20 protein-coding genes are annotated in these 24294 nt (G+C 73.7%); 3 read left to right on the top strand and 17 right to left on the bottom strand.

All coding sequences use genetic code 11. The features are described from left to right. Window positions 1-165 precede the first annotated feature (165 nt). Window positions 166-795, bottom strand: a complete 630-nt coding sequence (pyrR, locus tag OG896_RS34370) for a bifunctional pyr operon transcriptional regulator/uracil phosphoribosyltransferase PyrR (RefSeq protein ID WP_329371635.1) — start codon at window positions 793-795, stop codon at window positions 166-168. 187 nt (window positions 796-982) lie between these two features. Here pyrR and bldD point away from each other — a divergent pair, with 187 nt between their 5' ends. Continuing rightward, a complete protein-coding gene (gene bldD, locus OG896_RS34365) occupies window positions 983-1483 on the top strand; it encodes a transcriptional regulator BldD (RefSeq protein WP_222964393.1) in 501 nt (166 codons plus the stop codon). Window positions 1484-1719: 236 nt separating this feature from the next. Continuing rightward, entirely contained in the window at window positions 1720-3498 is a 1779-nt protein-coding gene (locus OG896_RS34360) for an Ig-like domain repeat protein (protein ID WP_329371631.1), read from the top strand. 123 nt (window positions 3499-3621) lie between these two features. Here the strand turns inward: OG896_RS34360 and fusA are convergent, their stop codons facing one another. The 6 genes from fusA to OG896_RS34330 all read right to left on the bottom strand — a co-directional run bounded on the left by fusA (window position 3622) and on the right by OG896_RS34330 (window position 11483). Then, on the bottom strand, window positions 3622-5784 hold the full coding sequence (fusA, locus tag OG896_RS34355; protein WP_329371629.1) for an elongation factor G: 2163 nt from the start codon (window positions 5782-5784) through the stop codon (window positions 3622-3624). Between the two features lie 406 nt (window positions 5785-6190). Then, window positions 6191-7639, bottom strand: a complete 1449-nt coding sequence (locus OG896_RS34350; RefSeq protein ID WP_329371628.1) for a pyridoxal phosphate-dependent decarboxylase family protein — start codon at window positions 7637-7639, stop codon at window positions 6191-6193. A 204-nt stretch (window positions 7640-7843) separates the two neighbouring features. Next, on the bottom strand, window positions 7844-8269 hold the full coding sequence (gene nusB / locus OG896_RS34345; RefSeq protein WP_328461500.1) for a transcription antitermination factor NusB: 426 nt from the start codon (window positions 8267-8269) through the stop codon (window positions 7844-7846). 2 nt (window positions 8270-8271) lie between these two features. Further along, complete coding sequence (gene efp, locus OG896_RS34340; RefSeq protein ID WP_329371625.1) at window positions 8272-8838, bottom strand: elongation factor P; 567 nt, start codon at window positions 8836-8838, stop codon at window positions 8272-8274. A gap of 68 nt (window positions 8839-8906) precedes the next feature. Next, entirely contained in the window at window positions 8907-10010 is a 1104-nt protein-coding gene (locus OG896_RS34335) for an aminopeptidase P family protein (protein WP_329371622.1), read from the bottom strand. Window positions 10011-10247: 237 nt separating this feature from the next. Continuing rightward, the gene (locus tag OG896_RS34330; RefSeq protein ID WP_329371620.1) at window positions 10248-11483 is read right to left on the bottom strand and encodes an MFS transporter; all 1236 of its coding nucleotides are present in this window, start codon (window positions 11481-11483) and stop codon (window positions 10248-10250) included. 90 nt (window positions 11484-11573) lie between these two features. Between OG896_RS34330 and OG896_RS34325 the strand changes: the two genes are divergently transcribed. After that, complete coding sequence (locus OG896_RS34325) at window positions 11574-12578, top strand: DUF5937 family protein (protein WP_329371618.1); 1005 nt, start codon at window positions 11574-11576, stop codon at window positions 12576-12578. A 17-nt stretch (window positions 12579-12595) separates the two neighbouring features. On the opposite strand, the gene OG896_RS34320 is transcribed toward OG896_RS34325, so the two are convergent. The 10 genes from OG896_RS34320 to OG896_RS34275 all read right to left on the bottom strand — a co-directional run bounded on the left by OG896_RS34320 (window position 12596) and on the right by OG896_RS34275 (window position 24291). After that, window positions 12596-13369 (bottom strand): AAA family ATPase, encoded by a 774-nt coding sequence (locus tag OG896_RS34320; protein ID WP_329371616.1) that lies wholly within the window; start codon window positions 13367-13369, stop codon window positions 12596-12598. 758 nt (window positions 13370-14127) lie between these two features. Then, a complete protein-coding gene (gene aroQ, locus OG896_RS34315; protein ID WP_329371614.1) occupies window positions 14128-14568 on the bottom strand; it encodes a type II 3-dehydroquinate dehydratase in 441 nt (146 codons plus the stop codon). Next, the gene (gene aroB / locus OG896_RS34310; protein ID WP_329371612.1) at window positions 14565-15746 is read right to left on the bottom strand and encodes a 3-dehydroquinate synthase; all 1182 of its coding nucleotides are present in this window, start codon (window positions 15744-15746) and stop codon (window positions 14565-14567) included. Before aroB ends, aroQ begins: the two co-directional genes overlap by 4 nt. After that, entirely contained in the window at window positions 15743-16258 is a 516-nt protein-coding gene (locus OG896_RS34305; RefSeq protein ID WP_329371610.1) for a shikimate kinase, read from the bottom strand. The genes aroB and OG896_RS34305 overlap by 4 nt, the downstream gene beginning before the upstream one ends. Further along, entirely contained in the window at window positions 16255-17439 is a 1185-nt protein-coding gene (gene aroC / locus OG896_RS34300) for a chorismate synthase (RefSeq protein WP_329371608.1), read from the bottom strand. Before aroC ends, OG896_RS34305 begins: the two co-directional genes overlap by 4 nt. Before the next feature lie 171 nt (window positions 17440-17610). Beyond that, window positions 17611-18462 carry a shikimate dehydrogenase gene (locus tag OG896_RS34295; RefSeq protein ID WP_329371606.1) on the bottom strand — a complete coding sequence of 284 codons (852 nt, stop codon included), beginning with the start codon at window positions 18460-18462 and terminating at the stop codon, window positions 17611-17613. Window positions 18463-18475: 13 nt separating this feature from the next. After that, entirely contained in the window at window positions 18476-20374 is a 1899-nt protein-coding gene (gene mltG / locus OG896_RS34290; protein ID WP_329371604.1) for an endolytic transglycosylase MltG, read from the bottom strand. A gap of 191 nt (window positions 20375-20565) precedes the next feature. Continuing rightward, a complete protein-coding gene (gene ruvX, locus OG896_RS34285) occupies window positions 20566-21030 on the bottom strand; it encodes a Holliday junction resolvase RuvX (RefSeq protein WP_329374441.1) in 465 nt (154 codons plus the stop codon). A 223-nt stretch (window positions 21031-21253) separates the two neighbouring features. After that, on the bottom strand, window positions 21254-23923 hold the full coding sequence (gene alaS, locus OG896_RS34280; protein WP_329371602.1) for an alanine--tRNA ligase: 2670 nt from the start codon (window positions 23921-23923) through the stop codon (window positions 21254-21256). After that, window positions 23923-24291, bottom strand: a complete 369-nt coding sequence (locus OG896_RS34275) for a DUF6167 family protein (RefSeq protein WP_328461522.1) — start codon at window positions 24289-24291, stop codon at window positions 23923-23925. Before OG896_RS34275 ends, alaS begins: the two co-directional genes overlap by 1 nt. Between the last annotated feature and the right edge of the window lie 3 nt (window positions 24292-24294).

Raw genomic sequence — 24294 nt, 5'->3', positions numbered from 1 at the left:
ACCCGGGCGGACGGCCGGGCGTGCGGGCTCGGGCGGTGCGGGCGGTGACGGGGGCGCGTGGCGCGTCGCAGGGCGCGCCGGGCGCGCGTCGGCCAGGCGTTCGGCCCGGCCGGGGCGCGAGGGCGCCAGGGCCCCCGTGCGGGGGCCTGGTGCGGGGTGGGTGCGCTAACCGTCCGCGGAGTGGCCCGCGCGCGGGCCGGGGTCCTTCTGGCCGAGCAGCACGCTGTCGCGGCCGTCCTCCTCCGCGAGCAGCACCTTGACGGTCTCGCGCAGCGAGGTGGGGAGGTTCTTGCCGACGTAGTCCGCGCGGATCGGCAGCTCGCGGTGGCCGCGGTCGACCAGGACGGCGAGCTGGACCGCGCGGGGGCGGCCGATGTCGCCGAGCGCGTCGAGCGCGGCGCGGATGGTGCGGCCGGAGAAGAGCACGTCGTCGACGAGGACGACGAGGCGTCCGTCGACGCCGTCGCCGGGGATGTCGGTGCGGGCGAGCGCGCGCGGCGGGTGCAGCCGCAGGTCGTCGCGGTACATGGTGATGTCCAGCGAGCCGACGGCGGTGGCCCGGCCGGTGATCTCGGCGAGCTTGTCCGCGAGCCGGCGGGCGAGGAAGACCCCGCGGGTGGGGATGCCGAGGAGCACCACGTCGTCGGCGCCCTTGGCGCGTTCGACGATCTCGTGGGCGATGCGGGTGAGCACCCGGGCGATGTCGGGGCCTTCGAGCACGGGGCGGGCGGCGCCCTGGGCCCGGGCGTGCGCGCCGAGCGTGGTGCTCGCGCTGGTACTGCGGTCGTCGACCATGGGTCGGGGACCTCCTTCCCCGCCTCACGGGACGGGTCTTAAAGGACGTCTGGGGGTACGCCGTCCACCGTATCAGGCGACCGGGACGGCCCAGGTCAGGCACCGGTCGGCGGCTTTCCGCTTGACGAGCCCGGATTACGCTGCGTAACCTCACAGTGAGTCACCGAGTTTCCGTCCGGGGAGCCATATGTCCAGCGATTACGCCAAGCAGCTCGGAGCCAAACTCCGGGCCATCCGCACGCAGCAGGGACTGTCCCTGCACGGCGTCGAGGAGAAGTCCCAGGGCCGCTGGAAGGCAGTGGTCGTGGGGTCCTACGAGCGCGGCGACCGTGCCGTGACCGTCCAGCGCCTCGCCGAGCTCGCCGATTTCTACGGCGTCCCGGTGCAGGAGCTGCTGCCGGGCACCACGCCCGGTGGCGCCGCCGAGCCGCCGCCGAAGCTGGTGCTCGACCTGGAGCGGCTGTCCCAGGTCCCGCCGGAGAAGGCCGGCCCGCTGCAGCGCTACGCGGCCACCATCCAGAGCCAGCGCGGCGACTACAACGGGAAGGTGCTGTCCATCCGCCAGGATGACCTGCGCACTCTCGCGGTCATCTACGACCAGTCGCCCTCGGTGCTGACCGAGCAGCTGATCTCGTGGGGCGTCCTCGACGCGGACGCCCGCCGCGCGGTGCAGCACGACGAGGGCTGACCGCTCTCGCGGCAGCTCTGCTGCAGAAACGTCCCCTCGCCCGGGGCGGCGCCCTGTCATGGGCCGCCGCCCCGGGCGAGTCGTATGTCCGGGCGACGCCACGTAGCCCGAACGCCCATCGGCGCACACCATTTCCCCACACTGCCTCCATCCCGCTGTTACATTTCAACAGGCCCTGAGTCATGGGCCGTTGTTTGCGCCCAGTTGGTAAAGCGAAGTCCTTGTGGGGGGAACTCTTGACCAGACGCAGCCATGCCCTTTTCCGGCGCAGCGGGAGGCTGGTGGCGGCGCTCGCGCTCGGCGGCTCCCTGCTCGCCGCCGCCGTCCCGGCCGCGCAGGCGGCCGCGGAGCCGGGTGAGCCGAACGACGTCGCGGTGAAACTGCCGACCGCCTCGTACTCGCGGATGCTGGTGGACCAGGCACGCGGGCGCGTGTACGTGACCACCGGCAGCGGGGTGAACGCGGCCACCGCCGAGTTGCTCGTGTACGACTTCGACGGAAACCTGTTGAAGACCGTCAACATCGGCAGCTCGATGTTCGTCGCGAGCGCCATGATGCTCTCCGCCGACGGCAGCATCCTCTATCTCACCGCCGCCAGCGACGTGCTGATCTTCAACGCCGACACCCTCGCCCTCACGGGCAACGGCTGGGTGCGACACGACTTCTTCCAGGGCGAGTGCCCCGGTGACATCGGCACCGCCGGGGGCAAGTTGTGGTTCACCCGCATGACCAGCCAGGCCTATCCGAAGGACTGCACCACCGAGCCGCAGGCGCTCAACTCCGGCCGCTTCGACGGCGGCGGGGGTTTCGTCCGGGGGGTGTTCACCTACGTCGACGCGAAGTTCGCCACCTCGCCGGGCATTCCGGACCGGCTCGTCGAGACCTTCGCGAGCAACGGCACGCCGAAGCTGTACGTCGGGCTCTACGACGCGACCACCACCGGTCCGCAGCAACTGGCCCTGCGGTCGTACACCGCGGCCACCGACCCCTCGGCGCTGCCGCGGGACGTCGCGATCAGCCCGGACGGCGCGGTCACCGCGGTCGCCGCCGGCACCGCCGGGACCAAGGTGCTGTCCACCACCGACCTCTCCGACGCCTCGCCCGGCTACGGTCCGCTGCCCGCGGGCACCAGCTCCACCGCGGTCGCGTTCAGCCCCGACGGCTCGCTCGTCGCCCGCGGCGGCGCCGTCGACGGCGCCGCGGCCGACCTGCTGGTCCAAAGTGCCGACCCGGCCCAGGGCGACACGCCCCGGCAGTACGCCTTCACCGACGGTGCGGACGGCGGCGACCGGATCGCCGACCGCGGTCTGGCCTTCAGCGCGGACGGCTCACGGCTCTTCGCGATGACCACCGACGCCGCCGGGGACGCGTTCTGGCTGCACGTCATCACCAACCCGGACGCACGCTGGCACTCCGCCTTCGACGGCCCGCTGACCGTCCAGCCCGACCACCCCTACGCGGGCGGGTCCGTCCGGATCGCCGGGAAGCTGCGGCTGAACGGGCCGGCGCCGTCCGACCCGGTGCGGGTGACCGCGGTGCGCCACGACGCCGACGGCGACCACACCGTGCCGTCCGTGACGGTTGGCGCGGACGGCACCTTCACCGTGGCCGACACCCCGTCGACCACCGGAACGGCCGTCTACACCGTCTCCTTCGCCGGCGACGCGGCACACGATCCCGCCCCGGACGCCACCGTGAGCGTGGATGTCGCCAAGGCGCCCACACAGCTGGCGCTCGACCCACCCGGCACCGTGACTGCCGACGGCGTGGACCTGCACGGCACCCTGAGCAGCAGCGGGGCGACGCTGCCCGCCGGCACGGTCGTCAACGTCCAGCGGCTGACGAGCAAGGGAGCCATCGACCTGCCGGACACGGCCGTCGCCGCCGACGGCAGCTTCACCGTCCACGACGTGCCGCCCGCCGCCGCGGGGAACGTGCTGTACACGGTCGTCTACGCCGGCGACGCCCTGCACGAGGGCTCCGCGGACTGGGTCACGCTCAAGATCACGAGCTGACCGGGAAGGGCGCCTGGCGGCCGGCCTGAGGCGCGAGCCGGGTGGTGCGGGCTGGGTGGCGCGAGCCGGGTGGTGCGGGCCGTATCGGTCCGCACCACCCGGCAGGTCCGGCTCCCCGCGGGGCTACCGCGCGCCGTCCGCGCCGGTCGCCCCGGCCGGGGCCGGGGCGTAGCCGACCGGTCGGGTGGTGAAGGTGCCGCGGCCCTGGGTGCGGCTGCGCAGCCGGGTGGCGTAGCCGAAGAGCTCGACCAGGGGCACCGTGGCGGTGACCACGGTGCTGCCCGCGCGGGCGGTGGAATGGGTGACGCGGCCACGACGGGCGGCGAGGTCGCCGAGCACGCCGCCGACGGCGTCGTCCGGAACCGTGGCCGTGACCTCGACCACCGGTTCCAGCAGCACCATCGCGGATGCCCGCAGCGCCTCGCGCAGCGCGAACCGGCCCGCCGTGCGGAACGCCATCTCCGAGGAGTCCTTGGAGTGGGTCGCCCCGTCGGTGAGCGTGACCCGCACGCCCGTCACCGGGTGCCCGCCGATCGGGCCCTCGGCGAGCGCGTCACGGCAGCCGTCCTCGACCGCGCGCACGTACTCCCGCGGCACCCGCCCGCCGACCACCGTCGACTCGAACGCGAACACCTCCGCCGTACGCTCCGCACCCGCGTCTCCTTCCGCGCCTCCTTCCGCGCCTGCTTCCGTGGACTGCGCGCCGGGCCGCAGCGGCTCGACGTCGATGACGACATGGGCGAACTGCCCCGCGCCGCCGTCCTGTTTGACGTGCCGGTAGACCAGGCCGGTCACGCCGCGGGCGACCGTCTCGCGGTAGGCGACCTGCGGCCTGCCGACGGCGATCTCCAGCCCCTGGGCGCGGCGGATCTTCTCCACCGCCACCTCCAGGTGCAGCTCCCCCATCCCCGACAGCACGGTCTGCCCGGTCTCCGGGTCGGTCCGCACCGCCAGCGACGGGTCCTCCTCCACCAGCCGGGCCAGCGCGGTGACCAGCCGGTCGGTGTCGGTGTTGCGGCGCGCCTCGACGGCGACGGAGACCACCGGATCGGCCGCGGAGGGCGGTTCGAGCACCAGCGGGTCCGAGGCCGCGCACAAGGTCGCCCCGGCGCGCGCGGACTTCACCCCGACCACGGCCACGATGTCGCCGGCCACCGCCTGGTCCAGCTCGGTGTGCCGGTCGGCCCGCATCCGCAGGATGCGCCCGACCCGCTCGGTGCGCCCCGCGCCCGCGTCCAGCACCGTGTCCCCCTTCCGCAACGTGCCCGAGTACACCCGTACGAAGGTCAGCCGACCGGTCGCGGTCGAGTTCACCTTGAACACCAGCCCGGCGAACGGCGCTCGTGGGTCGGCCGCGCGCTCCCGGGTACGGTCCTGGCCGGCCGCGAGCCCGCGCCCGGTGGCGGTGCCGCGCACCGGCGGCACGTCCAGCGGCGACGGCAGGTACGCCACGGCCGCGTCGAGCAGCGGCTCCACCCCGCGGTTGCGGTACGCGGAACCGCACAGCACCACGACGGCCTCGCCGCTGCGGGTGAGGTCGCGCAGTGCCGCGACGAGCGTCGCGTCGCGCACCGCGGAGTGCGCGCAGAACTCCTCCAGCGCGGCCGGGTGCAGTTCGGCGACCGTCTCCTCCAGCAGCCGGCGCCGCCGCCGGGCCTCGTCCAACAGCCCGCCGGGCACCTCGCCGTCGGCCATGTCGCCGCCGTCGCTCCAGGTCAGCGCGCGCATCGCGACCAGGTCCAGCACGCCGGTGAAGCCGTCCTCGCGCCCGATCGGGAGCTGGACCACCAGCGGCACCGGGTGCAGGCGCCGCCGGATCGACTCCACCGCGGAGTCGAGGTCGGCGCCGGCCCGGTCGAGCTTGTTGACGAACGCGATCCGGGGCACGCCGTGCCGGTCGGCCTGCCGCCACACCGACTCGCTCTGCGGCTCCACACCGGCGACCGCGTCGAACACCGCGATCGCGCCGTCCAGCACCCGCAACGAGCGCTCGACCTCGTCGGCGAAGTCGACGTGCCCGGGGGTGTCGATCAGGTTGATCCGGTGACCGGCCCAGTCGCAACTGGCCGCGGCGGCGAAGATGGTGATGCCGCGGTCGCGCTCCTGCGGGTCGAAGTCGGTGACGGTCGTGCCGTCGTGCACCTCGCCGCGCTTGTGGGTGGCGCCGGTGAGGTAGAGGAACCGCTCGGTGACGGTGGTCTTGCCCGCGTCGACGTGGGCGAGGATGCCCAGGTTGCGTACGGTGGCGAGCGGGTCGGCGGTGCGTGGGACGGGGTTGCTGCGCATGGCCGTCGGGCCTTTCGGGACTGGTCCTGGTCAGGGCAGCGCGATATCGCGGCCGAAGCAGCCGACATGGCCGAGCCGCGCCCCGACAGCCGTAGGGCCGTTGGGGGTTGGGGCTCGGATGGTGCGAACGTCAGGCTGTCGTCGCGGACTTCCGGTGCCGGGCGCGCAGCGGGCACCGGGCGGACGTGGACACGAGGAGCACCTGGTGCCCGGTCGGGGGAACGACGGCAGCGGTGCGGTGGCGCACGGCGGGCTCCCCTCTCATGTCCTGCGACGGATACGTCAACGGCCGCGCCCGGCAAGGCTGTTGCCGAGCGACCGGGTCGACCTTAGCGAAGCCCACCCGCCGCGGCACCCGGTTTTCCGCCCGGTTCCCGCCTCGCTCCGGGAGCCCCGCCGGGCGGGTTCAGCCCACGTAGAGGCGGGAGATGACCTCGGGCAGGAGGCGTTCGGTCAGCGCGGGCGGAAGGGCCTGGAGCACCGCGAGGACCGGGGCCATCCGGGCGGGCAGCACCCCGTCGGCGCCGATGCCGGCGGCGGCCAGCGCGAGGCCGGCCTCCTGCGGGCTCAATGCCTCCGGGTCCAGGGTGCCGGCCAGCTCGACCAGCGCCGGATCGACCTCGGGCGGCCCGAGTTCGCGGGCGCGCCCCACCGCGGCGCCGAGTTCGGCGAGCAGTTCGTCGATGCGCTCGGGGTCGGCGACGGCCGCCGTCACGGTCAGGTGCAGGTTCGCCGGGGAGTTCGCGAACGCGGGCTGCGGCTGGAGGTACCAGCCGCGCAGCCGCATCTCGTCGCCGACCACGAACGGGTCCACCGCCGCCTCGGTGGAGGCGACCGCCACCAGCGAGGCGTCCGGTTCGCCCAGCACCCGCAGGCCCTCGATCCGCCGCACCCCGTCGGCGAGCCGGCGGGTCGCGGCGTGCACCCGGCGGGCGAGGTCCACGTACCCTTCGGTGCCGACGTGCCGCAGCACCGCCCAGGCGGCGGCGAGCGGTCCGGCGGACTTGGTGCCCTGGAGGGTCGCGTTGACCACCGGGTAGCCGGGCCAGGACGCGTGCGCGAACCACCCGTGCCGCCGTAGCTCCGCGTCGCGGAAGAGCAGCACCGACGCGCCCTTCGGGGTGTACGCGTACTTGTGCAGGTCGACGGAGAGCGAGGTGACGCCCGGCACCGCGAGGTCGAACGGCGGCGGCGCGGGCAGCTCCGCGGCCAGCCGCCGGTGCCCCAGGTACCAGCCGCCGATACAGGCGTCCACATGGCACAGCACGCCCCGCGCGGCCGCCGCCGCGGCCACCTCCGGCACCGGGTCGACCACCCCGTGCGGGTACGACGGCGCGGACACCACCACCAGCGCCGTCCGCTCGGTGAGGGCCGCCGCCACCTCCTCGGCCCGCACCCGGTACGAGTCCGGGTCCACCCCCACGGTCACCACGCTCAGGCCGAACAGGTGCGCCGCCTTGTGGAAGGCCGCGTGCGCGGTCGCCGGCAGCACGATCTCCGGCGCGGTCACCCCCCTTGTGCGGCGGGCGTGTTCACGTGCCGTGAGCACCGCCAGCAGGCAGCTCTCGGTGCCGCCGCTGGTGAAGGTGCCCGCGGTGCCGCTGTCCCGGCCGCCGCCGAGCAGCGCCGCGGCCCGCGCCACCACCTCGTTCTCCAGCGTCACCACGCTGGGGAAGACGGTCATGTCCAGGCCGTTGACACCGGTGAGGGCGGAGTGCGCCCGCTCGGCGATCCCGACCAGTTCCGGCAGCCCCGCGTCGTACACGTACGCCATCGTCCGGCCGCCGCGCACCGGCAGGTCCTCCGCCCGCAGCTCGGCCAACCGGGTGAGTATGTCCGCGCCCTGATCGTCCATGCGGAGACCTTACGGCCCCGCGACCGTCGGGTCAGCCCGTCACGGAATTCCCCGCGCTGCCTGGTCGGTGGCCCTCTTTCCGGGAAAGGAGCCGCGCGTACACAGGGGCGCGGGGAACTCCCCCAGAGGGGGTACCCCCAGCGGCGAGCCACCGCGGACCGCGAGGTCCCGCAACTTCGCGGACGGGCCCCCCGGGGGGTCCCGTTACCGCTTGAGCGTGGGCTTGAGCTCCATCAGGCGGCCCAGCAGGCCGTTGATGAACGAAGGCGACTCGTCGGTGGAGAACTCCTTCGCGAGCTGGACCGCCTCATCCAGGACGACGGCGTCGGGGACGTCGTCCTCCCAGATCAGCTCGTACGCGCCGAGCCGCAGGACGTTGCGGTCCACGGCCGGCATCCGGTCGAGGGTCCAGCCGACGGCGTACCCCGCGAGGAGTTCGTCGATCCGCTGGGCGTGCGCGGTGTAACCCTCGACGAGCTGCATCGTGTACGCGGTGACCGGCGGCTGCCGGTCGTCGGTCCGGGCGAGCCGAATCCAGTCCGCCATCACGATCGTGGGAGCCGCACCCCGCTGCTCTGCCTCGAAGAGGATCTGGAAGGCGCGCTTGCGGGCCTTGTTGCGGGCAGCCACGGTTAGCTGTTCACCCGGCCGAGGTAGTCGCCGGTGCGGGTGTCGACCTTGACCTTCTCACCGGTGGTGATGAACAGCGGGACGCCGATCTCGTAGCCGGTCTCCAGGCGCGCGGGCTTCGAGCCACCGGTGGAGCGGTCGCCCTGCACACCGGGCTCGGTGTACTCGATGACCAGCTCGACGGCGGCGGGCAGCTCGATGTAGAGCGGCGAGCCCTCGTACATCGCGACGACCGCCTCGAAGCCCTCCAGCAGGTAGTGCGCGGCGTCGCCGACCACCTCGGGGGTGACGGTGATCTGGTCGTACGTCTCCGAGTCCATGAAGACGAAGTCGCTGCCGTCCTTGTAGGAGAACTGCATGCCGCGCTTGTCGACGTTGGCGGTCTCGACCTTCAGCCCGGCGTTGAAGGTCTTGTCGACGACCTTCCCGGAGAGCACGTGCTTCAGCTTGGTGCGCACGAAGGCGGGGCCCTTGCCGGGCTTGACGTGCTGGAACTCGACTACGGTCCAGAGCTGGCCGCCGTCGAGCTTGAGCACGAGGCCGTTCTTGAGGTCGTTCGTGGTGGCCACGGTTGCGGAATCTCCTGAAAGTGCTGCTTCGGGACCGAGGACGTGCCCGGCCCGACCACCCTAGGCGGTCACAGCGCGAGGAGTTCCTTGGTCGTGATGGTGAGTAGCTCGGGTCCGCCGTCCGCCACGGGGCGTACGACGAGTGTGTCGTCGATGCGGACACCGCCACGGCCCGGAAGGTGGACTCCCGGTTCGACGGTGACCGGCACGCAAGCGTCCAGTTTACCCACGGCCGCGGGTGACAACTGAGGGTCCTCGTCGATTTCGAGGCCGACGCCGTGTCCGGTCCATGCCGCCAGGCCCTCGGCGTGGCCCGCGGCACGCAGCGGCTCGCGGGTGGCACGGTCCACGTCGCGGCAGGCCACGCCCGGTGCGAGGGCCTCACGGCCGGCCCGCTGGGCGGCGAAGACGAGGTCGTACAGCTCGATCTGCCACGACGCGGGGGCGCTGCCGATCACGAAGGTGCGGCCCACCTCGCAGCGGTAGCCGTGGTAGCACGCGCCGAGCCGCACGGTGAGGAAGTCGCCCTCCTCCACCCGGCGGTCGGTGGGGACGTGGCGGGCCACACCCGAGTGCGGGCCGGTGCCGATGCAGGTGGAGAAGGCCGGGCCGTCGGCGCCGTGGTCCACGAGGCGGCGCTCCAGTTCCAGCGCGAGGTGCCGCTCGGTGCGGCCGACCAGGATCGACTCCAGCAGTTCGCCCAGTGCCTGGTCGGAGATCTCCGCGGCGATCCGCAGGCTGGCGATCTCGTGCTCGTCCTTGATCAGCCGGAGCTGCTCGACCGCGCCCGCCAGATCGGTGAGGCGCACGCCCGGGGCCACGGAGCGCAGGGCGCGGTGGCGGGTGACGGTGAGGTGGTGCTCCTCCACCGCGAGGCCGTCGGCCTGCTGCTGGCGGGCGAGGTCCGCGGCGGCGACCGCGGCGTCCGCGTCGGGCGAGGCCAGCACGACGTTGCGCAGGTCGTCGGTGGGCTGGGGGGCGTCGTCCGGGGGCGGGCGCAGGTGGACGAGGGTGTCGTCGCTGCCCGGCCCGACCAGGAGGGCGGCGCCCGGGGGGGCGCAGCCGGTCAGGTAACGGACGTTCGCGGGCTGTGTGACCAGCGCGGCGGCAGCGCCCGCCGCGGCGCAGCGCTCGCGCAGCCGTGCTCTGCGTACCGTATGCACCTCCGCCATGCGGCGAGCCTACGACGGCGCTCCCGGGTTGGCCTCTCCACGAGTCCCTCCGGGGGTAACGGGACCCCCAAGTCCAGCCGTCGCCCCCGTTCTCGGGACCACCTCTCGGTGCAGGGTGCTCCGGTTTTCCCGCCGCGACGGTACGGATTTCCTCCCGGCTGCTCCGAACCGTGGGTTACGGCTCCCCGCCGCGACGGGTTCGGCCTCGCGCCCGGCTGCGTGACGGCGGGTGTCCGCTCAGGCGGCGGGCCGGGGCACCCGGGAGGGTCCGCGGCGAGAAAGGGGCACCGTGAGAACCGTTGCCGCACCCGCGAGGGACATCGCAAGGGGTGGGCCGAAGGGGAGCGCGAGGGCGCCGAAGAGGGCGGGTGCGACTCCTTGGAGGGTCATCGTGCCGGACCCGAGGAGCCCGAAGGCGTGCCCGTGGGCGTCGGCGGGGAGGGCGTCGAGGAAGGGCCGCTGGAGGCCGAGTCCGTAGGCGAAGCCGACACCGGCGAGGAGAAGGAGGAGCGCGCCGGCCGCGAGCCCGGGCCGGGCGGCGAAGAGCAGGAGGGGCAGCCCCATCAGGGCCATGAGGGGGGCGACCAGCCGTTCACGGGTGTCCGGCCGCAGCATCCGGCCGACGAGGACGTCCCCCACGAGCATCCCGACCGGCAGGCACGCCATGAGCACGGCGTACCCGCCGGAGGCGAAGCCCTGGGAACCGGCGTAGGCGACGATCTGCCCCTCGGCCCCGGCCACGCACGCGCCCGGCAGCCACTGCGCGAGCAGCAGCCGCCGCGGCCGGCGGGCCCGTAGCAGCGCGGCGGTGGCGGCGAGGCTGGCCCGGACCGGGGACGCGGAGGACGCGGCGGGACCCGGCGCGGGGAGCCGGGGCAGCGCGAGCCGTATGCGGCAGGCGGCGAGGGCGTACAGCGCGGCGCCCGCCAGCAGCGCGTGGCGGGCACCGAGCAGCGAGACGGCGGCGCCGCTGAGGCCGAGGCCGGCGAGCTGCGCGGCGGAGGAGGCCATGTTGTTCAGGGAGCGGCCCAGCACGTAGGCGTCGCCGGTGAGGGAGCGGGCCACCAGCGCGTTGGCGGCGCCGCCGAAGACCGGGGTGAGGAAGGCGATCAGGGCGATCAGCACCAGGCTCACGGCGATCGGCAGCGCCGCGAGGGCGAGCAGCAGCGCGGTGGCGCACTCCAGCAGGTAGCCGGCGGTGATCAGGCCGCGGGGCGGCAGCCGGTCGGCGAGCGAGCCGAGCAGGGTGACGCCGAACGCCTGCGGCAGGAAACCGGCGCCGAACGCGATACCGCTCAGCAGAGGCGAGGAGGTGGTCGCGTAGACCAGGACGGAGAAGGTGGAGATCCGCAGCGAGTCGGCGGTGATCGCGAGCACACGGGTCGCGAAGATCACCCGGAAGCGGGGCTCGGCGAGCACGTCGCGGTAGGTCGTACGGGCCGGGGTGAGGGGCGCGGTGCCGGTGGAGGCCATGTCCGGCAGCCTCCCGGGAGCGGGCCGCGGAGCGCGAATGATTCGCCGGGGGACGTAAGGTCGCGGCGCCGAGGACGTAGGGTCGGCGGCATGCTCCGGCTCGAAGTCGCCACCGAGGACCTGCTGCGCAGCCGCTTCGCGCTGTCGCCGGCGTTCGAGCTGAACACGGTGCTGCGCGCACTGAACCGGGGGGACGGGCGGCTGCCGGCGGCGTGGGCGGCGCGGCTGCGGCCCGGCTTCGAACGGCTGCGCCGGGAGACCGAGTTGGACGCGGTGCTGGCCCTCCAGACGCCGAAGGCGGGCGCGGACTTCGTCGCGGTGCCGCCGCGCGGGCCCGCGCAGAGCTGGGCTGACGACCTGGCGGCGATCCGCGCCACCGCCCCGGAGCAGGCGCGGGCGGAGATCACCCGGCAGCGCGCGCGGCAGCCGGTGCGTGACCCGCGGGTGCGGGCCGTGCTGGACGCGCCGGATGTGGTGGAGCGGATCGCGGCGGCGCTGGACCGGGCCTGGCACGAACTGGTGGCACCGGACTGGCCGAGGCTGCGGGCGCTGTGCGAACGGGACGTGGTGCACCGGGTCGGGGTGATCGGCGAGCGCGGCTGGGCGGCGGCGATCGGCGAGCTGCACGACGGGGTGCGCTGGCACGACGGCGGGATCGAGCTGGCGCCGATCGACGGCGGCACGGTGCACCTGCGGGGCGAGGGGCTGCTGCTGATCCCGTCGATCTTCACCTGGCCGGGGCTGGCCGCGTACTTCGAGGACCCGTGGCCGCGGACGCTCGTCTACCCCGCGCGCGGCACCGCCGTCCTGCACGAGACGCCCGAGCCCCCGGCCGCGGACGCGCTCGCGGCTCTCCTCGGCCGTTCCCGGGCCCGGCTGCTGGCGGCGCTGGACGCTCCCGCGAGCACGACCCAGCTCGCCCGCCAACTCGCGTTCGCGCCCGGGGCGGTGGGCGACCACCTCGCGGTGCTGCGCGGGGCGGGGCTGGTGGCGCGGGCCCGTTCGGGCCGTTCGGTGCTGTATCGGCGCACCGCGCTCGGGGACGCGCTGGCCGCGTCCGCGCCCCTGCCCGGCGAGCGGGACCAGCAGCCTTGAGACGGCGGCCGCGCTCGCTACCAGATCGGCGGGCCCTGGAGGCTGCGGGCCACCACCCGGTCGAGGGCGGCCGAGGCGGCCTCCACGTCGAGGTGGGAGTTGTCGATGATGGGCAGGCCCGAGCCGTACCAGCCGGCCATCCGGCCGTGGATACGGGCGACTTCCTCGTCCGACAGCCGGCGGTTGCCGGAGCGTTCGGCGTTGCGGGTGAGTACGATGTCCAAGCCGGGCAGCAGGACGACGGGCAGCAGCCCCGGGCCGACGTGCCGCTTCCAGCCGCCGAGGCCGACCGTGGGGCGGTCCGGGAAGACCGCGTCGTCGATGATGCAGGACACGCCGTTGGCGAGGAAGTTGCGGGCGGCGAAGCCGCAGGTGCGGCGGGCCAGGCGGTACTGCGCCTCGGAGTTCTCGTTCCACCCGGCCTGCGGGTCGGCGAAGCCGGAGCGGACCCATTCGCGTACGTCGTCCAGGCTGATGTGCGCGGTGGGGACACCGCGGTGGTCCGCCCAGTGCCGCGCGATCGTGGTCTTGCCCGCGCCGGCCGCGCCGATCAGCAGCACGGCTATCGGGCCGTGCGCCGCGCCCGGGAGTGAGCCCCCGCTGGGTACGGCCGGGGCCTGGACCGGGGCGGGGGCGGGCATCGGGAAGTGGCCGGTGGTGCCGGGGGCTGCCGCTTGGCCCTGACCCTGGCTTTGGCTTGGCGCCTGGCCCTGGATCGGTGCCTGGCCCGGCACGGGCGCGGGTCCCTGACCCGGGCCGGGCGGCTGGGGCGCCCCCACGGCGTGCTGCATGTCGGCCACTCCATCCCGTACCGGAGGTCTGTGCGGTTCGCTCTGCGTGACCAGGGCGCGCCACGGCTTGAACGGTACCGTGCGGTTCGGCTCACGCCCAACCGCCCCTGGGCGCTTGGGCGTCCCGCCACCGGGGGTGGGGTGCCCCACGCGGGCGGGCGATGCCTGCACATGGCCTTGGGCGCCCTTGCGGATGGGGGTGCCCCGGGGCCCGCAGGCCCAGCCCCTGCGACCTGTGCCCGGACCACCCGCCGGTGGCCGATTGGCCGCGCAGTTCCCCGCGCCCCTGAAAGGTGGACGCCCCCCGCCAAGCGAGCCCCGTACCGACAGCCCGACAACGACCCGCAGGCCCAGCCCCCGCGACCTGTACACGGACCACCCGCCGGTGGCCGATTGGCCGCGCAGTTCCCCGCGCCCCTGAAAGGTGGACGCCCCCCGCCAAGCGAGCCCCGTACCGACAGCCCGACAACGACCCGCAGGCCCAGCCCCCGCGACCTGTACACGGACCACCCGCCGGTGGCCGGTCGGCCGCGCAGTTCCCCGCGCCCCTGAAAAGTGGACGCCTCCCGCCAAGCGAGCCCCATCCCGACAACCCGACAACGACCCCCAGGCCCAGCCCCTGCGACCTGTGCCCGGACCACCCGCCGGTGGTCGGCTGGCCGCGCAGTTCCGCCCCCAGAGCTTCGCCTGGGAGGTGCCCCCAGCGCCCCTGAAAGGTGGACGCCTCCCGCGGAGGGAACTCCGTGGCGGGGTTGGGACTAGGTGGCCAGGTTTTCTGATAGGGCGCGGAGGGCCAGGTGGTAGGAGCCGATGCCGAAGCCGGCGATCGCGCCGGAGGCGACCGCGGTGAGGACGGAGGTGTGGCGGAACTCCTCACGGGCGTGCGGGTTGGAGATGTGCACCTCGATGAGGGGGGCGGTGCGCTGGGCGGCGGCGTCGCGCATCGCGTAGGAGTAGTGCGTGAAGGCGCCGGGGTTGAGGACGACGGGCAGGCGGGCGTCGGCCGCTTCGTGGAGCCAGCGGATCAGCTCGGCCTCGTCGTTGGTCTCGCGGACCTCGACGTCGAGACCGAGTTCTGCCCCGAGCTTCGTACAGGACTCGACGAGGCCGGCGTAGGAGGTCGCGCCGTAGACGTCGGGCTCGCGGGAGCCGAGGCGGCCGAGGTTGGGGCCGTTGAGGACGAGGACGGGGCGGGTCACTCGGTCACCTCACCGTAGGCGGCGAGCAGGACCGCGGGGTCCGGGCCCTCCAGGACGGTGGGCTTGGCGAGGCCGTCCAGGACGATGAAGCGCAGCAGGTCACCGCGGGACTTCTTGTCCACCTTCATGGTCTCCAGCAGGCGGGGCCACTGGTCGCCGCGGTAGGTGAGCGGCAGCCCGACGGAGCCGAGCACGGCGCGGTGCCGGTCGGCGGTCGCGTCGTCCAACCGCCCGGCGAGGCGGCCGAGTTCGGCGGCGAAGACCATGCCGACGGAGACGGCGGCGCCGTGCCGCCAGTTGTAGCGCTCGTTCTTCTCGATGGCGTGCGCGAGGGTGTGGCCGTAGTTGAGGATCTCGCGCAGGCCGGACTCCTTGAGGTCGGCGGAGACCACCTCGGCCTTGACGCGGATGGCGCGCTCGACGAGTTCGGCGGTGTGCGGGCCGGCCGGGTCGCTCGCGCCCTGCGGGTCGGACTCGACGAGGTCGAGGATGGCCGGGTCGGAGATGAAACCGGCCTTGATCACCTCGGCGAGGCCGCTGATGTAGTCGTTGCGCGGCAGGGAGGCGAGCGCGGACAGGTCGCACAGCACGCCGGCCGGCGGGTGGAAGGCGCCAACGAGGTTCTTGCCCTCGGCGGTGTTGATGCCGGTCTTGCCGCCCACGGCCGCGTCGACCATGCCGAGCACCGTGGTGGGCACCGCGATCCAGCGCACCCCGCGCAGCCAGGTCGCGGCGACGAACCCGGCCAGGTCGGTGGTGGCGCCACCGCCGACGCCGACCACCACGTCGGTGCGGGTGAAGCCGGTCTGGCCGAGCGCCTTCCAGCAGTAGGCGGCGACCTCGGCGGTCTTCGCCTCCTCGGCGTTCGGGATCTGGATCGCGACGGCCTGGTAGCCCTGTTCGGCCAGGTCCTCGCGGATCGCCTCGCCGGTGCCGGCCAGCGCCTCGGGGTGCAACACCGCCACCCGGAGGGCCTTGGGGCCGATCAACCCGGGCAGCTCGCCGAGGAGTTGGTGGCCGACGAGCACCTCGTACGGTTCGGTGCCGGCGGTGCCGGCGACCTGGATGCGGGTGGGCGGCGCGGCCCCGCTCCACGCCTCGTTGCCCTGGCCGGTGCCGCTGCCCGTGCCGTCGCTGTCGTGCCGCCCGGCGGCCTCGCGTGCGTCTGCGTCGCTCATGCGTCCTTCAGTTCCAGTGCGTCCAGTACCGCCACGGCCACCTCGTCCGTGCCGCGGTCGGCGGTGTCGACCACCGCGCGGGCCACCTCCGTGTACAACGGGCGGCGCTGCTCCATCAGTTCACGCCAGCGCTGCCGCGGGTTGACCGCGAGCAGCGGGCGGGGGGCGTCGAGGCCGACGCGGCGCACCGCGTCGTGCAGGCTGACGTCGAGGAAGACGACGGGCAGCCCGGCGAGTCGTGCGCGGGTGCCGGCGTCCATGACGGCGCCGCCGCCGAGCGAGAGCACCCCGTCGTGCCGGTCGAGGGCGGCAGCGACGGCGGCCCGCTCCAGGTCGCGGAAGTGCGGCTCGCCGTCGTCGATGAAGATCTCGGCGATCGGCTTGCCCGCGGTCCGCACGATGTCCTCGTCGGTGTCGCGGTAGGTGACGCCGAGCAGGTCGGCGACGGCGCGGCCGACCGTGGTCTTGCCCGCGCCGGGCGGGCCGACCAGCACGACGACGGGGGCGGTCACCGGATCGCCAGGTGGTCGAGGAAGTCCTGCACGTTGCGGCGGGTCTGCGCGACCGAGTCGCCGCCGAACTTCTCGGCGACGGCGTCGGCGAGCACCAGGGCGACCATCGCCTCGGCGACGATCCCGGCGGCCGGCACCGCGCACACGTCGGAGCGCTGGTGGTGTGCCTGGGTGGCCTCGCCGGTGGTGACGTCCACGGTGGCCAGGGCGCGCGGCACGGTCGCGATCGGCTTCATCGCGGCGCGCACCCGCAGCACCTCGCCGGTGCTCATGCCGCCCTCGGTGCCGCCGGAGCGGCCGGTGGCGCGGCGGATGCCGTCGGGGCCGGCCACGATCTCGTCGTGCGCCTTGGACCCGGGCACCCGGGCGAGGTCGAAGCCGTCGCCGACCTCGACGCCCTTGATGGCCTGGATGCCCATCAGGGCGCCGGCCAGGCGGGCGTCGAGCCGCCGGTCCCAGTGCACGTGGGAACCGAGGCCGACCGGGGCGCCGTAGACCAGGACCTCGACGACGCCGCCGAGGGTGTCGCCGTCCTTGTGGGCCTGGTCGATCTCGGCCACCATCGCCTTGCTCGCGTCGGCGTCCAGGCAGCGCACCGGGTCGGCGTCCAGCCGTTCCTGGTCGGCCGGCACCGGCACGACCCCGTACGGGGCCTTCGCCGCGGCCAGTTCGACCACGTGGGAGACGATCTCGATGCCCGCGGTCTCCTTGAGGTAGGACCGGGCGACCGCGCCGAGCGCGACCCGGGCCGCGGTCTCCCGCGCGCTCGCCCGCTCCAGCACCGGGCGGGCCTCGTCCAGGTCGTACTTCTGCATCCCCGCCAGGTCGGCGTGGCCGGGACGGGGGCGGGTCAGGGGCGCGTTGCGGGCGAGTCCGGCCAGGATCTCCGGGTCGACCGGGTCCGCGGCCATCACCTGCTCCCACTTGGGCCACTCGGTGTTGCCGACCATGATCGCCACCGGGCTGCCCATGGTGCTGCCGTGCCGCACGCCGCCCAGGAAGGTGACCTGGTCCTGCTCGAACTTCATCCGGGCGCCGCGACCGTAGCCGAGCCGGCGCCGGGCCAGGGCGTCCGCCACCATCGCGGTGGTGACGGGCACCCCGGAGGGCAGTCCTTCCAGCGTCGCGACAAGTGCGGGTCCGTGCGACTCCCCCGCGGTCAGCCAGCGCAATCTGCTCAACGGTGCTCCCTGGAAAACGACCATGCCACTATGGCCCGATCCTCCCACGTTTCCCGTACCTGCCAGGACGGGTGTCCGGAGAGCGGACCGGGGCCCGGCACGGGCGGTGGCGGCCGCCCCGGCCTCCTCAGCGGGCTCACCGGGTTCACCGGGTTCACGGGTTCACCGGGCTCACCGGGCGGCGAGTGCCGCCTCCCCGGCGACACGCATCGCCTTCAGCGGGGCGGGCGCGACGCCGGTGTGCTGTTCGACCTGGAGGACGGCCTGGTGGACCAGGAGGTCGAGGCCGCTCGCGACCTGGCCGCCGCTGGCGGTCCAGGCGGCCGCGAGCGGGGTCGGCCAGGGCTCGTAGAGCACGTCGAAGAGGGTGCCGGGGGCGGCCGGGACCGCTTCGGCGAGGTGGTCGGCGGCGCCCGCGGGAGTCGTGGCGATCACCAGCGGCGCGCGGAGCCCGTCGGCGGCGGCGCTCCAGTCGGCGGTGCGCACGGCGACGCCGAGCCGCTCGCCCCAGCGGGCCATCTCCTTGGCGCGGGCCGGGCCGCGCACGTACGCGGTGACCTCGCCGGTGCAGACCCGGGCGAGCGCGGCCAGCGCGGAGGACGCGGTGGCGCCCGCGCCGAGCACGGCCGCCGACGGCACCGAGGTGACGCCGTGTTCGGCCAGTGCCGCGACCATGCCGGGGATGTCGGTGTTGTCGCCGTGCCGCCGCCCGTCGGCGCCCAGGACGACGGTGTTGACCGCCTCCACCGAGGCCGCGGTGTCGCTGATCTCGTCCAGCAGCGGGATGATCGCGCGCTTGAGCGGCATCGTCAGCGACAGCCCGGCCCACTGCTCCGGGTCCAGCCCCGCGACGAAGCCGGGCAGCGCCAACTCGTCCACCTCGAAGCGGTCGTACCGCCGGCCGTCGAGACCGAGAGCTGCGTACGCGGCGCGGTGCAGCACCGGGGAGAGCGAATGCGCGATCGGGGAGCCGAGCACGGCGGCGCGGTAGGCGGCGCCGTGCGGCCGAGCGGTGGTGTCCAAGGAGAGCGCCCTGCTACTGGGAGTTGTACTGCTGGTAGAGCTTGTCGAACTCGGCCTTCGTCTCGGTGAACTTCGTGGTCTTGCCGTCCAGCGAGATGAAGTACCACCAGTTGCCGCTGTCCGGGGCCATCGCGGCCTTGAGCGCGTCGATGCCGGGGTTGCCGATCGGCCCGGGCGGCAGGCCCTGGTGCTTGTAGGTGTTGTACGGGCTGACCAGCGAGTTGATCTCGTTGTGCGAGATGTTCGTCTTGCTGGTGTTCTTGACGTAGTTGTACGTCGAGTCGAACTGGAGCAGCCCGAGGGTCTCCGGGTTGTTGGGGACCATCCGGTTGTAGACGACCTTGGCCATCTTCTTGAAGTCGTCGTCGGTCTTGCCCTCGGCCTGCACGAGGCTGGCGACCGTGACGAGTTCGAGCGGGTTGTCCAGCCCCTGCTTCTTCGCCTCGCCGGCCATGTCGAACTGGGCGTACTGCTTGTTCGCCTCGTCGATCATCTGCTTGAGCAGCACCTCGGGCTTCTCGCCCTTGGAGACGCTGTAGCGGGAGGGGAAGAGGAAGCCCTCCAGCGGGTCCATGACGTTCGGGCCGGGCTTCGCCCAGGACGGCAGCCCGAGGCTCTTCGCCTGGTCGTGCGCGGTCTTCTGGGTGGTGCCCGCCTTCAGGCCGAGCCGGGTGTCGATGGCCGCGTAGATCTGCTTGTCCCGCATGCCCTCGGGGATGATCAGCGCGTTCTGCGACTTGGGGTCGAGCATCATCGTGACCGCCGCGGCACCGGACATCTGCTTGTGCAGGTCGTAGACGCCGGCCTGGATGAAGCCGCCCTTGGGGTTCTTGCCCGCCGCGGCGGTGAAGGCGCCGACGCTCTTCACGACGCCGGCCTTCTTCAGGATGTTGCCCATGGTGGTCGCGGACGACCCCGAGGGGATGTCCACCTGGACGTCGCCGCTGCCCTGGCCCGAGTAGTCCGGCGGCGGGCCGAAACGGCTCTCGTACATGTTGTAGCCGACGTAGCCGATGCCGCCGACGCCGCCGACGAGGACGGCGAGCACGACCACGCAGGCGCAGCCGCTGCGGCGCTTCTTGCCGGGCTGGGGCTGGGACCTGCCGGATCTGCGGCCGCCGGTCCTGGTCGGCTCGGGCGCGTGGTCGTCGTCATCGTCGTCGCGGCCGGCGAAGAAGGCGTGGTCGCTGGGGTCGCCCTCCTCGTCCGCGTCCCACTCGCCGGTGTTGGCCGGGGCGGTGCGCAGCGGGTGGGCGCCGGGCTCCTGGGGGTGGCCCGGTGCGGCGGTGCCGGGACGGGCACCGGGCTGCCCCATGCCCGGCTGGCCGGCGCCGGGTTGACCCGGACCGGGCTGGCCGGCGCCGGACTGGCCCGGTCGGCCCATGCCGGGCTGCTGCGGCTGCTGTCCCTGGGTGTGTTGCTGCTGTCCCTGGTACTGCGGCTGCTGGGGCTGCTGCTGCGGGTAGCCCTGTTGCTGCGGCTGCTGGGGTTGCTGCTGGCCGTAGTAGCCGGGCTGCTGCCCGTACGGGTCCTGCGGCTGCTGACCGCCGTACGGGTCCTGGCTGTACCCGGTGACCTGGCCGGTCTGGTACGAGCCGGTGTCGTAGCCCTCGTAGCCGTCGTAACCCTCGTACCCGGTCTGCTGGTAGCCCTGCTGCGGGTGGCCCTGCTGGGGGTACTGCGACTGCTCGGGGTACTGCTGCTGGCCGTACTGCTGCTGCGGGTAGCCCTGCTGGGGCTGCTGCGGGTACTGCTGGTGCTGCTGACCGGTGGCGTACGGGTCCTGCCAGTCGCCCTGCTGCTGAGGGTGCTGGGGCTGCTGCTGCGGGTACCCCTGGTCGTACACATCGCCGAAGAGCGGGTCCTCGGGGTGCCACGGTTCGGAGCCGGAACCCCGGCCATAGTCAGTCATCGGCATCCATCAGTCGGTCTTCCTGCTCGCACCCTCCGTGGCAGACCCCGGTCCTCGGTCTTCCACTCCGGCTGCTCGGGCGTCAGCCCTCGGTCCCGTCGGTACGCGGTCGGCATCAGTCCCGCCGACCTTGCGAAACGGGCGGCGCCCGTAGGCACCGCCGTGTCGCGCGGAACGTTACCGTATCGCGATCAGATGACTACTTCGACGTTCTCGCCCGGAGCGGTGCCCGACACCCGCTCGGTCTCCAGCGCGCTCTGCAGAATAACGACTGCGGCCGCCTGGTCGACTACGGAGCGTCCCTTTTTGGCACTGACTCCGGACGCGCGCAGCCCGTGGGTGGCGGTGACGGTGCTCATCCGCTCGTCCACGAGGCGGACCGGCACCGGGGCGATGATTTTCGCCACAGCGCGCGCGAAGCCGCGGACCTTGGCCGCGGCCGGGCCTTCGGTGCCGTTCAGCGACCGGGGCAGCCCGACGACGACCTCGATCGGGTCGTACTCGGCGACGAGGGCGGCCAACCGGCGCTGCGCGGCGGGCACATCGCGGCCGGGCACGGTCTCCACCGGGGTGGCGAGGATGCCGTCCGGGTCGCACGAGGCCACCCCGATCCGGGCGTCCCCGACGTCCACGGCCAGCCGCCGGCCACGCCTGATCCCGCCGGGACCGCCGACGCTGTCGGAGCCGCCCGTGCCTTCGGGGCCGCCCGCGCCTTCCGGGCTGCCCTGCCCACCGGGACCACCGGGGCCGCCCGAAGCCGCGGGGTGACCGCCTCCCGCGCCGCCGGGCGCACCCCGCTCCCCGCCGCGGCCCGCGGCGGAACGCCGGGCCCGCGGCCGCTCACGACCGCGCTCCGCGCCCCGCCGCCGCTCGGTCATGTCACGCCTTCTCGCCGACGAGCCGCCGCACTGCCTCGATCGCGTCGGGCACGGCCGCGGGGTTCTGCCCGCCGCCCTGGGCGACGTCGTCCTTGCCGCCGCCGCCACCACCGAGCGTCTTCGCCGCGGTGCGGACGAGTTCGCCGGCCTTGAGGCCGCGCTCGCGCCCCGCCTCGTTGGTCGCGATGACGGTCAGCGGACGGCCGTTCGCCACGGTGAACAGCGCGACGACGGCGGGCCGGCCGCCGCTGATCCGCTGCCGCACGTCGAGCACGAGCTTGCGCAGGTCGTCCGCGCCGGTGCCCTCGGGCACCGCGCCGGTGACCAGGGCGACGCCCTTGACGTCCTCCGCGGACTCGGCGAGCCCGGCGGCGGCCTGGAGCACCTTCTCGGCGCGGAACCGCTCGATCTCCTTCTCGGCGTCCTTGAGCTTGGCGAGCATCCCGGAGATCTTGTCCGGCAGCTCCTCGGGACGACCCTTCACCAGGTCGGTGAGCTGGGCGACCACGGTGTGCTCGCGGGCCAGGAAGTTGTACGCGTCGACGCCGACCAGCGCCTCCACCCGGCGCACGCCGGACCCGATCGAGGACTCGCCGAGCAGCTTCACCAGGCCGAGTTGGGCGGTGTTGTGCACGTGGGTGCCGCCGCACAGCTCCTTGGAGAAGTCGCCGATGGTGACCACCCGGACGTGCTCGCCGTACTTCTCGCCGAACTCCGCGATGGCGCCCTGCCGTTTGGCCTCCGCGATCGGCATCACCTCGGCGGTGACGTCGAGTTCGCGGGCCAGCACCTCGTTGATCTTCTGCTCGACGTCGGTCAGCACGGTGCCGGGCACCGCGGCCGGGGAGCCGAAGTCGAAGCGGAAGCGCCCGGGCGAGTTCTCCGAGCCGGCCTGGGCCGCCGTGGGGCCCAGCGCGTCGCGCAGCGCCTGGTGGGTGAGGTGGGTGGCGCTGTGCGCGCGGGCGATGGCGCGGCGCCGGGTCAGGTCGATCCGGGCGTGCGCGGCCGCGCCGAGGGTGACCTCGCCGACCTGGACGACGCCCTTGTGCACGCTGACGCCGGGCACCGGGCGCTGCACGTCGCGGATCTCCACGACGGCGCCGCTGTCCAGCCGGATGCGGCCGGTGTCGGCGAGCTGGCCGCCGCCTTCGGCGTAGAAGGGGGTGCGGTCGAGGACGATCTCGACCTCGTCGCCCTCGGTGGCGGCCGGCGAGGGCAGGCCGTCGACGAGCAGGCCGACGACGGTGGCCTCGCCCTGGTCGTGGAGGTACCCGGTGAACTCGGTGGCGCCGGAGCGGTCGGCGACCTCGCGGTAGGCCGACAGGTCGGCATGGCCGGTCTTCTTCTTCTGCGCGTCCGCCTTCGCCCGGTCGCGCTGCTCCTTCATGAGCCGCCGGAAGCCGTCCTCGTCGACGCTCAGCCCCTGTTCGGAGGCCATCTCCAGGGTGAGGTCGATCGGGAAGCCCCAGGTGTCGTGGAGCAGGAACGCCTGCTCGCCGGGGAGCACCCGGCCGCCCTGGGCCTTGGTCTCGGTGACCGCGGAGTCGAGGATGTTGGTGCCGGCCGAGAGGGTCTTGAGGAAGCGGGACTCCTCGGCGAGCGCGACGGACTCGATCCGCTTGCGGTCGGTGATCAGTTCCGGGTACTGCTCGCCCATGGTGCCGATGACGACATCCACGAGCTCGGCGACGACCGGGCGGTCCGCGCCCAGCATCCGCATGTTGCGGATCGCGCGGCGCATGATCCGGCGCAGGACGTAGCCGCGGCCCTCGTTGCCGGGCGTGACGCCGTCACCGATGAGCATGACGGCGGTGCGCATGTGGTCGGCGACGACCCGCAGCGAGACGTCGGAGTCGTTGGCGCGGCCGTAGTGGACGCCGGTGAGAGCGGTGGCCGTGTCGATGACGACGCGCAGGGTGTCGGTCTCGTACATGTTCTGCACGCCCTGCAGGATCATCGCGAGGCGTTCGAGGCCGAGGCCGGTGTCGATGTTCTGGGCGGGCAGGTCGCCGAGGATCTGGAAGCCGTCCTTCCCCTGGCCGGGGCCGCGTTCGTACTGCATGAAGACCAGGTTCCAGATCTCCACGTACCGCTCGTCGTTGACCGCGGGGCCGCCCTCTTCACCGAACTCGGGGCCGCGGTCGTAGTTGATCTCGGAGCAGGGGCCGCAGGGGCCGGGGACGCCCATGGACCAGAAGTTGGGGCCCATGCCGAGGCGCTGGATGCGCTCGGCGGGGACGCCGACGACGTCGCGCCAGATCCGCTCGGCCTCGTCGTCCTTCTCGTAGACGGTGATCCACAGCTTCTCCGGCTCCAGGCCGTAGCCGCCGTCGGCCTGCGAGCTGGTCAGCAGCTCCCAGGCGTAGGTGATGGCGCCTTCCTTGAAGTAGTCGCCGAAGGAGAAGTTGCCGCACATCTGGAAGAACGTGCCGTGCCGGGTGGTCCGGCCGACCTCTTCGATGTCCGGGGTGCGCACGCACTTCTGGACGCTGGTGGCGCGGTCGAAGGGCGGCTTGACCTCGCCGAGGAAATACGGCTTGAACGGGACCATGCCGGCCGGGACGAGCAGCAGCGTCGGGTCGTCCGCGATGAGGGAGGCCGACGGCACCACGGTGTGCCCGCGCTCCTCGAAGAAGCGCAGCCAGCGGCGGCGGATTTCTGCCGACTCCATCAGTGTTCGTCCTTCCGGTTCTTGTGCTTGCGATCCCCGCGCCTGGCCTTCGTGGGCAGGGCGGGGGTGCCGCTGCCCGCGGTGCTCCCGGGCAGGGTGGCCCGCGGGGCGGGCAGCGGCTGGGGTGACTCGGGTGCGCCCTGGGTACGCAGGCCCAGGGCGTCGTGCAGTTCGGTCTCGCGCTGGGCCATGCCGACCCGTACGTCCTGGGCGAACAGCCGCAGCCGCGCGCCGGTCTCCAGGGCGCGGTCGGCGGCGGTCACGGCGAGGCTGTCGGGGTTGAGACGGCGCACCGCGCGGCCCACCTTGACGGTGGCCCACGCACCGGTGGCAGCGCCGGTCACGAACCAGAACAGACGGCGGAACATGGC

Source organism: Streptomyces sp. NBC_00669 (genome assembly GCF_036226785.1).
Lineage (GTDB): Bacteria > Actinomycetota > Actinomycetes > Streptomycetales > Streptomycetaceae > Actinacidiphila.
The sequence above is the reverse complement of the archived record's forward strand: the minus strand, read 5'-3'. Positions and strand labels throughout refer to the sequence as shown.

Coding starts and splice junctions, on each gene's coding strand:
- pyrR (WP_329371635.1), bottom strand. CDS start 795: ATGGTCGACGACCGCAGTACCAGCGCGAGCACCACGCTCGGCGCGCAC.
- bldD (WP_222964393.1), top strand. CDS start 983: ATGTCCAGCGATTACGCCAAGCAGCTCGGAGCCAAACTCCGGGCCATC.
- fusA (WP_329371629.1), bottom strand. CDS start 5,784: ATGCGCAGCAACCCCGTCCCACGCACCGCCGACCCGCTCGCCACCGTA.
- OG896_RS34350 (WP_329371628.1), bottom strand. CDS start 7,639: ATGGACGATCAGGGCGCGGACATACTCACCCGGTTGGCCGAGCTGCGG.
- OG896_RS34335 (WP_329371622.1), bottom strand. CDS start 10,010: ATGGCGGAGGTGCATACGGTACGCAGAGCACGGCTGCGCGAGCGCTGC.
- OG896_RS34330 (WP_329371620.1), bottom strand. CDS start 11,483: ATGGCCTCCACCGGCACCGCGCCCCTCACCCCGGCCCGTACGACCTAC.
- OG896_RS34325 (WP_329371618.1), top strand. CDS start 11,574: ATGCTCCGGCTCGAAGTCGCCACCGAGGACCTGCTGCGCAGCCGCTTC.
- OG896_RS34320 (WP_329371616.1), bottom strand. CDS start 13,369: ATGCAGCACGCCGTGGGGGCGCCCCAGCCGCCCGGCCCGGGTCAGGGA.
- aroB (WP_329371612.1), bottom strand. CDS start 15,746: ATGAGCGACGCAGACGCACGCGAGGCCGCCGGGCGGCACGACAGCGAC.
- mltG (WP_329371604.1), bottom strand. CDS start 20,374: ATGACTGACTATGGCCGGGGTTCCGGCTCCGAACCGTGGCACCCCGAG.
- alaS (WP_329371602.1), bottom strand. CDS start 23,923: ATGGAGTCGGCAGAAATCCGCCGCCGCTGGCTGCGCTTCTTCGAGGAG.
- OG896_RS34275 (WP_328461522.1), bottom strand. CDS start 24,291: ATGTTCCGCCGTCTGTTCTGGTTCGTGACCGGCGCTGCCACCGGTGCG.